Source organism: Stenotrophomonas forensis (assembly GCF_028752115.1).
In the GTDB taxonomy this organism is placed as follows: domain Bacteria; phylum Pseudomonadota; class Gammaproteobacteria; order Xanthomonadales; family Xanthomonadaceae; genus Stenotrophomonas; species Stenotrophomonas forensis.
Map to the genome: position 1 here is coordinate 3794786 of NZ_CP082270.1, position 13161 is coordinate 3807946.

Here is a 13161-nt window from a genome sequence, read left to right on the forward strand (position 1 = left end):
GGACGGAGGGAATTAAGTCGTTTATGCATAAACGACTTAATTCCCTCCGTCCCCTTTTTGTTCAATCCAGGAAGCGCGCGGCCTGTTCTGGCGGCGGCAGAAGGCAGGCGTCGTGGCGCCCGAACCAGCGGTAACGATTGCGCGCCAGCACCCCGTACGCCGCATCACGCCAGCTTCGCGGTAGCGCACGCAGCACACCGCTCAGGCGCCAGGCGCCGCCCAACCCGGCCAGCACGCGCAGGATCGCGTCGGTGTCGGTCCATGCGCCCTGCGCATCCAGCAGCAGGAATGACCGTGGGTCCTGCGGATCCAGTCCATGCGCGCGCAGCAGCGCACTGCCCTGGGCACCCTGCATGGCCGCGAAGCGATAGCGCCCCTTGCGGTCGAAACGCAGCAGGAAGCGCACCCAGCGGTTGCACAGCGCGCAGACACCGTCGAACACGATCACCGCGCCGTCGGCGGCGCCGGCTTCACTGCGGTTCGAGCCAGCCTTCATAGCGGATCAGGGCTCCTGCCCAGGGCAAGGTCACATCAACCCGGAAAGTGTAACGCTGCCCCTGTCCCGCTTCGCGGCAGCGCACGCCGCCAAACCAGCGCCTGGGCAGCGGCAGCAGCCCGAACGCCCACACCCGGCGCACCGACCAATCGATACCGCCCTCGCGGGCCTGCAAATCGAACTCGAAACGCACCGCGCCCAGCTGCTCACGCAGATGGCCTTCGTGCGCCCACAGCCGCGACACCATCGGCCAGCGGCCGAACCGGCGTGCCCAGCGTTCGCCCTGCCCGTGTGCGCTGAACGCCACTTCGGTCGGCAGCGCCTCGCCCTCCCTCGGCAACTGCGCCAGGGCGGCCAGCAGCGGCACCAGCCAGTGCCGTCCGCGCTCGATCCGCGACTGCCCCACGTAGCGGCACGGCAACGCAGCGGCGTGCAGCGCCTGCACCGGCGCCGCCAGGGTGGCGAAGGCCGGCCCCAACACGCGCGCGAACAGCGGCGTGCTCAGCGCGCGATCCAGGCCAGCGTCGCCATGCGCCCGGTGCGACGGTCGCGCCGGTGCGAGTACAGGTCCGGGTCGGCCATGGTCGACACCGTGCCGCCATGCACCTGCGCCGGGTCCATGCCGGCGGCCTGCAGCCGCTGGCGGGCCAGGGCGAACAGGTCCACCTTCCAGTGCCCGGGCCGGGTCGCCACGAAAGCCGCCTCCGCAGCCGGGTCATGCCCGACAAAGGCGTGGAAGACCTCTTCGCCGATCTCGTAGTCTGCCGGCCCGGCGGCCGGGCCCAGCCAGGCCCGCAGCTGCGTCGGCGGGGTCCGCATGGCGGCCACGGTGGCCTCCAGCATGCCGTCGGCCAGGCCCCGCCAACCGGCATGGGCCGCGCCGATCTCGCTGCCGTCGGTGGCCGCGAAGACCACCGGCAGGCAGTCGGCGGTCAGGATCGCCAGCACCACGCCCGGCACCGAGGTCACCGCCGCGTCGGCCACCGGCTCACTGGCACCCGGCACCGGTGGTGCGTTGAAGCGCAGCACGGTACTGCTGTGCACCTGGCGCAGCCAATGCGGCGCGGACGGCAGCGCCAACCCCTGCTGCAGCAGCTGCCGGTTGTGCTCGACATTGGCCGGGGTATCGCCATCGGCCGCGTGCCGGTTGCCCAGGTTGAACTGTGCGAACGGCGCCGGCGAGATGCCCGCGCCATGCCGGCGCGTGGTCAGCGCATGGACGCCTGCTGGCGCTGGCCAGTCGGCCTGCAGCAACGGCAGCGCGGCCGCCATCACCAGCGGTCCCGCTCGCGTGCGGCGAAGGCTTCGCTGTCTTCGCGCAGCACCTTCATCAGGTGCAGCATGTCTTCCGGCACCGGCGCGGTGTTGCGCACCGGCTCGCCGGTGATCGGATGGGTGAACTCCAGGGTCTCGGCGTGCAGGGCCTGGCGCTTGAAGCCGCGCAGCGCGGCCACCAGCTCGTCGCTGGCACCCTTGGGCAGCTTCAGCGCGCCGCCGTACAGCGGATCACCGATGATCGGGTGGCGCACATGCGCCATGTGCACGCGGATCTGGTGGGTACGGCCGGTTTCCAGGCGGCACTCCAGCGCGGTGTGCGCACGGAAGCGCTCGCGCAGGCGGTAGTGGGTGATCGCTTCCTTGCCGTCCTCGCGCACGGCCATCTTCAGGCGGTCGCGCGGGTGGCGGTCGATCGGCGCATCGGCAGTACCGCCGGCCACCAGTGCGCCCATCACGATGGCCAGGTACTGGCGGTGCACGTCGCGTGCGGCCAGCTGCTCGACCAGCGCGGTCTGCGCCTCCAGGGTCTTGGCCACCACCATCACGCCGCTGGTGTCCTTGTCCAGGCGGTGCACGATGCCGGCGCGCGGCAGCACCGCCACCGACGGGTCGCGGAACAGCAGGGCATTGACCAGGGTGCCGCTGTGGTTGCCCGCGCCGGGGTGGACCACCAGCCCGACCGGCTTGTTGATCACCAGCAGGTGCTCGTCCTCGAACAGCACGTCCAGCGGGATGTCCTCCGGCTGGGCGTCGGTCTGGGTCTCGAGCACCACCGTGAGGGTGACCACCTCGCCGCCGCGCAGCGGGTCGCGCGGGCGCACCTGGGCGCCATCCAGCAGGACGTCGCCCGCCTTGATCCACTCGGTCAGGCGCGAACGCGAGTATTCGGGGAACAGTTCGGCCACGACGGCGTCGAAACGACGGCCGGCCGCGGTGTCGGGGACGATGGCCTGGCGGGCCGATTCAGAGGGTTGTTCAGACATGGCAGGGGGCATTCTTTGAAATTTTGGGGTCCCGGCGGCCGGTTTCAGTCGCTGGACAGGACACTAGGCTATCATCGACCCTTCGTATTCCAGCCGCGTCCCGCCTCGACCCCATGATCCGACGCTCCGCCATGCTCTCTGCGCCCGTCCGCCTCACCGCCCTGCTGCTGGTGCTGGTCATCGCCGCCACCGGCTGCCACCGTGGCGCCGAGAAGGGCGATCGCCCCGATGAAGGGACGCCGGTCGAACAGTTGTACGAGAAGAGCCACAAGCTGATGCAGGGTGGCAACTGGAGCGGGGCTGAGACCAGCTTCCGCCGCCTGGTGGCCCAGTATCCGTACGGTCCCTATACCGAGCAGGCGATGATCGAAACCGCCTACGCCCAGTACAAGGCCGGCAAGCACGACGATGCGGTGTCCAGCATCGACCGCTTCATCCGTACCTACCCGACCCACCGCAACATCGCGTACCTGTACTACCTGCGCGGTCTTGCCAACTCCAACCGCAGTACGGTTTTCCTGCGCCGCGTATGGTCGCTGGACGCCAGCCGCCGCGACCTGTCCACGCCGCACCAGGCGTATTCGGACTTCAACATCGTGGTCGACCGCTACCCGAACAGCCGCTACGCCGCCGATGCGCGCAGCCGCATGCTGGAACTGCGTGACGTGTTTGCCCAGCACGAGCTGGACAACGCCCTGTACTACATGCGCCGCGGCGCCTGGGTCTCGGCGGCCGGCCGCGCCAACTACCTGCTGGAAACCTACCCGCAGAGCGCGTTCCAGTACGATGCCGTCGCTGTCCTGGCCGACTCCTACACCCACCTGGGCAACAAGACCTTGGCCGACGACGCCCGCCGCGTCCTGCAGCTGAACCAGCCGGACCACCCGTGGCTGGAAGGCAAGTGGCCGAAGTACCCGTGGATGATCCGCAAGCTGAACCCGTTCGCCGGCGAGAAGTCCGCCAGCACCGGCCAGCGCAACGCGCGACTGGAAAAGAAATAAGAAAGGGCCCCGCAAGGGGCCCTCTTCTTTTGTAGCGGTAGTGCCGGCCGCTGGCCGGCAACCCGATGGCCTGTCTGAGGGTCATGCAACAGCCGGCCAGTGGCCGGCTCCAGCCATCGGCCGGGCCACGCCCGGCGCCCCTGCCTCAGCCCTTGTAGCCGTTGCTGATCGGGTAGCGACGCTCGCGCCCGAACGCACGCCGCGATACCTTCGGGCCTGGTGCGGCCTGGTGCCGCTTCCACTCGCTGATGCGCACCAGGCGCAGCACGCGGTCGACCACGGCCGCATCGTAGCCGGCGGCCACGATCTCCCCGCGCGACTGCTCCTGGTCGATGTAGCGGTAGAGGATGCCGTCCAGCACGTCGTAGGCCGGCAGCGAATCCTGGTCCAGCTGGTTCTCGCGCAGCTCGGCCGACGGCGGGCGGCTGATCACCGCCGGCGGGATCACCGGCGCGCCACCCACGGTATTGCGCCACTTGGACAGGCCGAACACTTCGGTCTTGTACAGGTCCTTCAGCGGCGCATAGCCCCCGCACATGTCGCCGTAGATGGTGGCGTAGCCCACCGCGTACTCGCTCTTGTTGCCGGTGGTCAGCAGCAGTCCGCCGAACTTGTTGGCCAGCGCCATCAGGATCACGCCGCGGCTGCGCGACTGCAGGTTCTCCTCGGTCACGTCCGGCGTGGTGCCGTCGAACATCGGCGCCAGCGATTCCATCAGGCCCTTGAATGCCGGCTCGATCGACACCGCTTCCAGCTTCACCCCCAGCGCCTGGCACTGCTCGGCGGCCAGGTCGTTGGACAGGCCAGCGGTATAGCGCGACGGCAGGCGCACGGCGGTTACGTTCTCCGCGCCCATCGCGTCCACCGCCAGCGCCAGCACCAGGGCCGAGTCGATGCCGCCGGACAGGCCCAGCCACACCTTCTTGAAGCCGTTCTTGCGGCAGTAGTCCTGGATGCCGCGGGTCACCGCACGCCAGGCCAGCGCGTCCATGCTTTCGTCGCCGTCGTCCATCCATACGTGCGGCAGGAACCGGCGGCTCTGGCCGTCGTAGTCCACCACCAGCCACTGGTCGACGAAGGCAGCGGCCGCCGGGTGCACGGTGCCGTCGCCATCGGCCACCACCGAGGCGCCATCGAACACCAGCGCATCCTGCCCCCCCACCACGTTGAGGTAGGCGATCGCTGCCCCGCTCTCGCGGGTGCGCGCGGCCAGCACCGCGTCGCGCTGGGCGTGCTTGCCACGCTCGTACGGCGACGCGTTGGGTACCACCACCAGCTGCGCACCGGCGCGCACGGTATCGGCCAGCGGTTCGGCGAACCACAGGTCCTCGCAGATCAGCAGTCCCACCGGAACGCCATTGACCTCGAACACGCAGCTGCCGCCGTCCGGGTCCACATCGAAGTAGCGACGCTCGTCGAATACCGCGTAGTTGGGCAGCTCGCGCTTGCGGTAGGTCTGCTCGACCAGGCCATCGCGCAGCACGCTGGCGGCGTTGTAGACCACCGCGCCGGCAGCCTGCGGCCAACCGACCACGGCGGTGATGCCGCGGCAGGCGGCGGCGATGCGCCCCATCGCCTGCTCGCACTCGTACAGGAAGCCCGGGCGCAGCAGCAGGTCCTCCGGCGGGTAACCGCTCACGGCCAGCTCGGGGAACATCACCAGCTCGGCGCCGTACTCGTCGCGCGCCTGGCCGATCATCTCGATGATGCGCTCGGTGTTGCCGGCGACATCGCCGACCGGGAAGTCGAACTGCGCCATCGCGATGCGGATCGAAGCCATGGGAATCCAGCCTGTGGTTGCAATGCGCCCATTGTAGCGCCGCACCGTGTACGCACCCTGCCCAGCAGATCCACGCCATGGGTGGATGGGGTTGCCCGGATGGCCTGGACACCCGACGCAGAAAGGCCGCCCGGAGGCGGCCTTTCTGTTTCAAGCAGCCGGCCAGCGGCCGGCTCTACAGAATCGTCTGCCGGAGGCAGTCGATCTTATTTCACCAGCTTGGCGATGGCAGCGCCCAGGTCGCCCGGCGAACGCACGGTGACGACGCCAGCGGCTTCCATGGCGGCGAACTTGCCTTCCGCCGTGCCCTTGCCACCCGAGGCGATCGCACCGGCGTGGCCCATGCGCTTGCCGGCCGGAGCCGACGCACCGGCGATGAAACCGACGACCGGCTTCTTCACGTGGTTCTTGATGTACTCGGCGCCGGCTTCTTCAGCGTCACCGCCGATTTCGCCCACCATGATGATGCCTTCGGTCTGCGGGTCTTCGTTGAACAGCTTCAGGCAGTCGACGAAGTTCAGGCCGTTGATCGGGTCACCGCCGATGCCGATGCAGGTGGACTGGCCCAGGCCGACTTCGGTGGTCTGCTTGACCGCTTCATAGGTCAGGGTGCCCGAACGCGACACGATGCCGATCTTGCCCGGCTGGTGGATGTGGCCCGGCATGATGCCGATCTTGCACTCACCCGGGGTGATGACGCCCGGGCAGTTCGGCCCGATCAGCACGGTGTCCGGATGCGAACGGGTCAGCACGTTCTTGACGCGCAGCATGTCCAGCACCGGGATGCCTTCGGTGATGCAGACGATGACCTTGATACCGGCAGCAGCGGCTTCCAGGATCGCGTCAGCAGCGTACGGCGGCGGCACGTAGATGACCGAAGCGTTGGCGCCGGTGCTCTGCACGGCGTCGGCAACGGTGTTGAAGACCGGCAGGTCGATATGGGTGGTGCCACCCTTGCCCGGGGTCACGCCGCCCACAACCTGGGTGCCGTACTCGATCATCTGAGTGGCGTGGAAGGTGCCCTGCTGGCCGGTGAAGCCCTGCACGATCACCTTGGTGTTCTTGTTGATCAAAACAGACATTGGAATTCCTTGGTGTCGGTATCAGGCGGCGTTCTTGACAGCTTCAACGATCTTCTTGGCGCCATCGTTGATGTTGTCAGCCGGGATGATGGCCATGCCGCTGTCGCGCAGCAGCTGCTTGCCTTCTTCCACGTTGGTGCCTTCCAGGCGCACCACGACCGGAACCTTGACGCCCACTTCCTTCACGGCGGCAATGATGCCTTCGGCAATCATGTCGCAGCGGACGATGCCGCCGAAGATGTTGACGAAGATGCCTTCGACCTTGTCCGAGGACAGGATCAGCTTGAACGCTTCGATGACGCGCTGCTTGTTGGCACCGCCGCCCACGTCCAGGAAGTTCGCCGGCTCGCCGCCGTTGAGCTTGATGACGTCCATGGTGGCCATGGCCAGGCCGGCGCCGTTCACCATGCAGCCGATGTTGCCGTCCATGGTGACGTAGTTGATGTCCAGCTCCGAAGCGATCACTTCGGTCGGATCTTCCTGGGTCTTGTCGCGCATGGCGACCAGGGCCTTCTGGCGGAACGCGGCGTTGTCGTCGCTGTCGAACTTGCCGTCCAGCGCGTACAGGTTGCCGTCGTCCAGGATGGCCAGCGGGTTGATTTCAACCAGGGCCAGGTCCTTTTCGTTGAACAGGCGGTACAGGTTCACCATGATGCTGGCGAACTGGCCGGCCTGCTTGGCGGTCAGGCCCAGCTTGAAGCCGAAATCACGGCCGTGGTAACCCTGCACGCCTTCGACGAAGTCGACGTTCAGCGAGTGGATCAGCTCCGGGGTTTCAGCCGCAACCTGCTCGATTTCCACGCCGCCTTCCGAAGAGGCGATGTAGGTGATGGTCTTGGTGCCACGGTCGACCAGCACCGACAGGTACAGTTCCTTGACGATCTCGCCGGCGGTGGTCACCAGCACCAGGTTGACCGGCAGTTCAACGCCGGCGGTCTGGTAGGTGGCCATCTTGGTGCCGAGCATCTTGGCCGCAGCGGCCTTCACGTCGTCGGTGGTCTTGCAGAACTTGACGCCGCCAGCCTTACCGCGGCCGCCAGCGTGGATCTGCGCCTTGACCATCCAGGGGCCCTGGCCCAGGGAGTTGGCAGCGGCAACCGCTTCGTCCGGGGTCGCAGCGACCTTGCCGGCCGGGACCGGGATGCCGTACTCGGCAAGCAGTTGTTTTGACTGGTATTCGTGGAAATTCATGCGTCACCGTGGGAATAGGAACGACCGCACGCAATTCCTCAGGGCCCCGGCGGGGCGCCGGCATGGACCGCGGCGGGCCCACTATTGTGGCCGAGCCAGCGCCGGGGCGCAAAGAAGTCTGTACAAAACGCCAGACCCGGCCAGATTTCCACCGTCATTCAGGCAGTTGCGCCCGGGCCCGTGCTGGCTACCGGTGTCCGCGGGCGGCCAAATGCGCGATCCGGGCCACTCCCACGGCACGCTTTGCGGGGGCCTATACTGGTCAGCCAGGGTGTGCAGCGTCGAGCCTGCTCGACCGCTTCCACCACGGGCCACATAGAAGCGACGCGCCGGCCCGGCTTCAGGGGACGCCGGACCGGTGCATCGCAGATTCCAGACCCAGGCAGCCAGAAGGGGAGTTCCGGCGTGTCACCCAGTGCTTCATTGATCGACCGCATCGAATCGATCCCGCGGCGTGAGCTGTATTTCTTCGCGCTGTACCGGGTGCTGATCGCAACCGTCATCGCCGCCCTGCTCTACAGCCCTCTGTCCGGCCTGGTCGGCGAGGCCCATCACCCGCGGCTGGCCGATGTGGTTGCGGTCATCTATCTGGCGTTGTCGCTGCTGGCCCTGGTGATCGGCCGCAACGAACGCTGGCTGCGGCCGATCGTGGTCAGCGGCGTGCTGGTGGACATCGTTGCCGCCACCCTGCTGTCGCATGCCCTGCCCGGTGCAAGCGCTGGCATCTCGATGTCGCTGCTGTTCAACATCGCCGCCGCCGCCACCCTGCTGCCACTCAGCCTGGGCCTGGGCCTGGCCCTGGCCGCCAGCCTCGCCACCGGCGTCGAATACACCTGGAAGCTGCTGGAAGGCGGCGACCCCACCCGCACCCTGGCCGAGCTGGCGATGTTCACCACCAGCTACCTGGCCCTGGCCTTCATCAGCTACCAGGTCGGCAACCGCGCCCGCCGCAACCAGCAGCTGGCCAACCAGCGCGGCGACGAAGTAGCCAACCTGTTCCAGATCAACGAACTGATCATCCGCCGCATGCGCACCGGCGTGCTGGTGGTGGACGCCGACAACCGCATCACCCTGGCCAACGAGGCCGCCTCGATGCTGCTGGGCGACAGTGACGGCAACGGCGAGAGCGGGCGCCTGGACCTGGCCAGCGCCGCGCCGGAACTGACTCGCCGCCTGCAGCGCTGGCGCAATGGCTGGGCACAGGACGAACTGCCGCTGCAGCTCAACCCCGACCAGCCGGAAGTGCAGCCGCGCTTCGCCCGCCTGCTGGCCGGCAGCGACCTCGCGCTGGTGTTCCTGGACGATTCCAGCGTGGTGTCCCGCCGCGCCGAATCGCTCACCCTGTCAGCGATGGGCCGCTTCTCGGCCAGCCTCGCCCATGAGATCCGCAACCCGCTGGCGGCCATCAACTACGCCGTGCAGCTGCTCGAGGAAGGCACCGGCTTCAACGAAAGCGACCGCCGCCTGCTGCAGATCATCCGCCAGCAATGCCAGCGCACCAACGGCATCGTCGAAAGCGTGCTGGGGCTGGCCCGGCGCGAGCGCGCCACGCCCGAGAACGTGGACCTGGCCGCCTTCGTGCGCCGCTTCGTGCTGGAGTACAAGCAGGGGCAGACGCTGGAAACGGACAGCATCGAACCGATCATCAATGACAGCGCGGTGATGGCCCAGGTCGATACCCGCCACCTGTACCAGGTGCTGACCGTGCTGGTGCACAACGCGCTCAAGTACGGGCGCATCGGCCAGCAGCCGGCGCGGGTGCGCCTGCGCGTGGCCCAGCACGAGCGCAGCGCGGTGATCGACGTGATGGACCGTGGCCCGGGCATTCCCGAGAGCGTGGCCGCGCAGTTGTTCCGCCCGTTCTTCACCACCTCCGAGCACGGCACTGGCCTGGGCCTGTATATCGCCCGCGAGCTGTGCCGGGCCAACCAGGCGCGGCTCGACTACATCCCGGTGCCGGCCGGTGGCTCCTGCTTCCGCCTGGTGCTGCCCGGTCCGCACACGCTGTTGCCCACCTGATTCCGATTCCGTGCGTCAAACATTTGTCGCATCCAGCCCCCTCGTTTATCTTTCACGCCCATGAACGAAACCCGCAGCGCCCTCGTCGTCGACGACGAACGCGACATCCGCGAACTGCTGGTGCTGACCCTCGGCCGCATGGGGCTGCGCATCAGTACCGCCGCCAACCTGGCCGAAGCACGTGAACTGCTGGCCAGCAATCCGTATGACCTGTGCATCACCGACATGCGCTTGCCGGATGGCAACGGCATCGAACTGGTCAGCGAGATCGCCCAGCACTATCCGCGCACGCCGGTGGCGATGATCACTGCCTTCGGCAGCATGGATCTGGCGGTGGAAGCGCTGAAGGCCGGGGCCTTCGACTTCGTCAGCAAGCCGGTGGACATCTCGGTGCTGCGCGGCCTGGTCAAGCACGCACTGGAACTCAACAACACCGAACGCCCCGCGCCCGGCCCCAGTGCCGAACAGGGTGCGCGCCTGCTTGGCGATTCGCCGGCCATGGACGTGCTGCGCACCACCATCGGCAAGGTCGCGCGCAGCCAGGCGCCGGTGTACATCCTGGGCGAGTCCGGGGTGGGCAAGGAGCTGGTCGCGCGCACCATCCACGCCCAGGGCGCGCGTGCGGCCGGCCCGTTCGTGCCGGTCAACTGCGGCGCCATCCCCGGCGAGCTGATGGAGAGTGAATTCTTCGGCCATCGCAAGGGCAGCTTCAGCGGCGCACACGCCGACAAGCCGGGCCTGTTCCAGGCTGCCCATGGCGGCACCCTGTTCCTGGACGAAGTGGCCGAACTGCCGCTGCAGATGCAGGTGAAGCTGCTGCGCGCGATCCAGGAAAAATCGGTGCGCGCGGTCGGTGCGCCCAACGAGGAACCGGTGGACGTGCGGATTCTCTCGGCCACCCACCGCGACCTGGCGGAACTGGTCGAAGACGGGCGCTTCCGCCACGACCTGTACTACCGCATCAACGTGATCGAACTGAAGGTGCCGCCGCTGCGTGAGCGCCGCCAGGACCTGCCGGAACTGGCCGCGGCAGTGCTGGCGCGGCTGGCCCGCAGCCATGGCCGCGCCACCCCGCTGCTGGCGCCGTCGGCACTGGAGGCGCTGGCTCAGTATGCCTTCCCCGGCAATGTGCGCGAACTGGAGAACATCCTGGAACGTGCGCTGGCATTGGCCGAGGAAGACTGCATCGGTGCCGATGACCTGCGCCTGCCGCAGCACGCGCCGCGCGCGCCGGGCAGTGCCGCCCCGGCCGAAGCGGTGGCCGACCTGCAGCCGGGCAGCGCCGCCCTGCCCTCCTACATCGAGCAGCTCGAGCGCAGCGCCATCCAGCGCGCGCTGGAAGAGAACCGCTGGAACAAGACCCGCACCGCCGCGCAGCTGGGCATCACCTTCCGTGCGCTGCGCTACAAGCTGAAGAAGCTGGGAATGGAGTAGCGCCGGGACCACGCAATCCCGATCACGAACGCAGACCCAAGCGGTAGTGCCGGCCGCTGGCCGGCAACCTCATGCATCGCGGCATCCACGCATGGCGTGGATCTACCTCAATCCTTGGTGACGCGATTGATCTCGGCTAGGCTGGTAATGCCCGCAGCCGCCTTCTTCAATGCCGACTGCCGCAGATCATTCACGCCGATCTGCTGCGCCGCTTCGGCAATCTGCAGCGCGTTGCCACCGGCCAGCACGATCGTGGCGATCTCATCGGTCATCGGCATCACCTGGTAGATGCCGGTGCGGCCCTTGTAGCCCTCGGTGCACTCGTCGCAGCCGACCGCCTCGTACAACTGGATGCCTGCATCCAGCTGCGCCTGGGTGAAGCCTTCGGCCAGCAGCGCATGTTCGGGCAGCGTGGCCAGGCGCTTGCAGTTGCCACACAGGCGGCGCGCCAGGCGCTGGGCGATCACCAGCGTCACCGAGCTGGTGATGTTGTACGGCGCGATGCCCATGTTCATCAGGCGCGCGATGGTCTGCGGCGCATCGTTGGTATGCAGCGTGGACAGCACCATGTGGCCGGTCTGCGCCGCCTTGATCGCGATCTCCGCCGTTTCCAGGTCGCGGATTTCGCCGACCATGATGATGTCCGGGTCCTGGCGCAGGAACGAGCGCAGCGCCGCCGCGAAGGTCATGCCGCGCTTGTTGTTCTGCTGCACCTGGTTGACGCCGGGCAGGCGGATTTCCACCGGGTCTTCGGCGGTGGAGATGTTGCGCGTCTCGTCGTTGAGGATGCCCAGCGCCGTATACAGCGACACGGTCTTGCCCGAACCAGTCGGGCCGGTCACCAGCACCATGCCGTAGGGCTTGTGGATGGCATCCTGGAACAGCTTCTGCTGGTCCGGCTCGTAGCCCAGCTTGTCGATGCCCAGCTTGGCCGCACTGCCATCCAGGATACGCAGCACCACCTTCTCGCCGAACAGGGTCGGCAGCGTGCTCACGCGGAAGTCGATCTGCTTGGTCTTGGACAGGTTGAGCTTGATGCGGCCGTCCTGCGGCACGCGCTTCTCGGCGATGTCCAGCTGCGCCATCACCTTCAGGCGCGCGGCGATGCGCTGATTGAGCTTCACCGGCGCGCGCGCCACCATCTTCAGCAACCCGTCGATGCGCAGGCGCACCCGGTAGTCGTCTTCATAGGGCTCGAAGTGGATGTCCGAGGCGCCCTTGCGGATGGCATCGACCAGCACCTTGTTGACGAACTTCACCACCGGGGTGTCGTCGCCCTTGGCATCGATGCCGGAATCACCGCCGGTGCCCAGGTCCTCGTCACCCGCGGAGACCTCCAGGTTGCCCATGCCTTCGTCGTCACCGCCCAGCGCGTCACCGAGCGTGTCGTGGCTGGCATGCCACTGCTCCAGCGTACGGCGGATCTGGTCTTCATCCACCAGGATCGGTTCCACCACCAGATTGGTGTGGAACTTGATCTCATCCAGCGAGTGGGTCGGGTTGCTGGTACCGACGAACAGCTTGCCCCCACGTTTGAACAGCGGCAGCACGTTGTGCTTGCGCAGCAGTTCCTCGCTGACCAGGCTCATCGCGTTCTGGTTGGCGTCGAAGGTGGAGACATCGAACAGCGGCATGCCGAACTCGACCGCATTGGCCGCGGCCAGCTGCGCGGCACCGACCACCCTGTTCTGGGCGAACCAGGTTGGCAGGGGCTGGCGTGCGCCGGCAGCCTTGGCCATCGCATCGCGTGCGCCCGCTTCATCCAGGGCGCCATCCTGGACCAGGCGGCGGGCCAGGCCGGTGATGCCGACGAGGTTGGCGGTGGTAGCGGTGTTCATAGTGCCCTCTTGATTCATTCAGCCCTTCCAGCGCTGCACATCAGCGCCTATGGCAAAGA

At 67.5% G+C, this 13161-nt stretch carries 11 protein-coding genes; 3 read left to right on the forward strand and 8 right to left on the reverse strand.

Going from position 1 to position 13161, the window contains the following annotated elements:
* Positions 1 to 61 precede the first annotated feature (61 nt).
* The 4 genes from K5L94_RS17475 to rluD are packed head-to-tail and all read right to left on the reverse strand — an operon-like array spanning position 62 to position 2757.
* Positions 62 to 496 carry a thiol-disulfide oxidoreductase DCC family protein gene (locus tag K5L94_RS17475; RefSeq protein ID WP_274510967.1) on the reverse strand — a complete coding sequence of 145 codons (435 nt, stop codon included), beginning with the start codon at positions 494 to 496 and terminating at the stop codon, positions 62 to 64.
* On the reverse strand, positions 471 to 977 hold the full coding sequence (locus tag K5L94_RS17480; protein WP_164086939.1) for a DUF4166 domain-containing protein: 507 nt from the start codon (positions 975 to 977) through the stop codon (positions 471 to 473). Before K5L94_RS17480 ends, K5L94_RS17475 begins: the two co-directional genes overlap by 26 nt.
* Positions 978 to 997: 20 nt before the next feature.
* A complete protein-coding gene (pgeF, locus tag K5L94_RS17485) occupies positions 998 to 1768 on the reverse strand; it encodes a peptidoglycan editing factor PgeF (protein WP_274510968.1) in 771 nt (256 codons plus the stop codon).
* Positions 1768 to 2757, reverse strand: coding sequence for a 23S rRNA pseudouridine(1911/1915/1917) synthase RluD (gene rluD, locus K5L94_RS17490; RefSeq protein ID WP_080357259.1), 990 nt, complete (start codon positions 2755 to 2757; stop codon positions 1768 to 1770). The genes pgeF and rluD overlap by 1 nt, the downstream gene beginning before the upstream one ends.
* A gap of 113 nt (positions 2758 to 2870) precedes the next feature.
* On the opposite strand from rluD, the gene K5L94_RS17495 reads away from it, so the two are divergent.
* Positions 2871 to 3758 carry an outer membrane protein assembly factor BamD gene (locus K5L94_RS17495; protein WP_274510969.1) on the forward strand — a complete coding sequence of 296 codons (888 nt, stop codon included), beginning with the start codon at positions 2871 to 2873 and terminating at the stop codon, positions 3756 to 3758.
* Positions 3759 to 3903: 145 nt separating this feature from the next.
* Here the strand turns inward: K5L94_RS17495 and K5L94_RS17500 are convergent, their stop codons facing one another.
* From K5L94_RS17500 to sucC, 3 genes are all read right to left on the reverse strand, one after another.
* Complete coding sequence (locus K5L94_RS17500) at positions 3904 to 5538, reverse strand: NAD+ synthase (protein WP_274510970.1); 1635 nt, start codon at positions 5536 to 5538, stop codon at positions 3904 to 3906.
* 206 nt (positions 5539 to 5744) lie between these two features.
* On the reverse strand, positions 5745 to 6620 hold the full coding sequence (gene sucD, locus K5L94_RS17505; RefSeq protein WP_005410793.1) for a succinate--CoA ligase subunit alpha: 876 nt from the start codon (positions 6618 to 6620) through the stop codon (positions 5745 to 5747).
* Positions 6621 to 6641: 21 nt separating this feature from the next.
* Positions 6642 to 7811: an ADP-forming succinate--CoA ligase subunit beta gene (sucC, locus tag K5L94_RS17510; RefSeq protein WP_004154430.1), complete on the reverse strand. Its 1170-nt coding sequence runs from the start codon at positions 7809 to 7811 to the stop codon at positions 6642 to 6644.
* Between the two features lie 405 nt (positions 7812 to 8216).
* On the opposite strand from sucC, the gene K5L94_RS17515 reads away from it, so the two are divergent.
* Entirely contained in the window at positions 8217 to 9830 is a 1614-nt protein-coding gene (locus K5L94_RS17515) for a sensor histidine kinase (protein WP_053450609.1), read from the forward strand.
* Between the two features lie 60 nt (positions 9831 to 9890).
* Positions 9891 to 11264 (forward strand): sigma-54-dependent transcriptional regulator, encoded by a 1374-nt coding sequence (locus K5L94_RS17520; RefSeq protein WP_008265059.1) that lies wholly within the window; start codon positions 9891 to 9893, stop codon positions 11262 to 11264.
* Positions 11265 to 11371: 107 nt separating this feature from the next.
* Here K5L94_RS17520 and pilB read toward each other — a convergent pair whose 3' ends face one another.
* Positions 11372 to 13102, reverse strand: a complete 1731-nt coding sequence (gene pilB / locus K5L94_RS17525; RefSeq protein WP_274510977.1) for a type IV-A pilus assembly ATPase PilB — start codon at positions 13100 to 13102, stop codon at positions 11372 to 11374.
* Positions 13103 to 13161 lie beyond the last annotated feature (59 nt).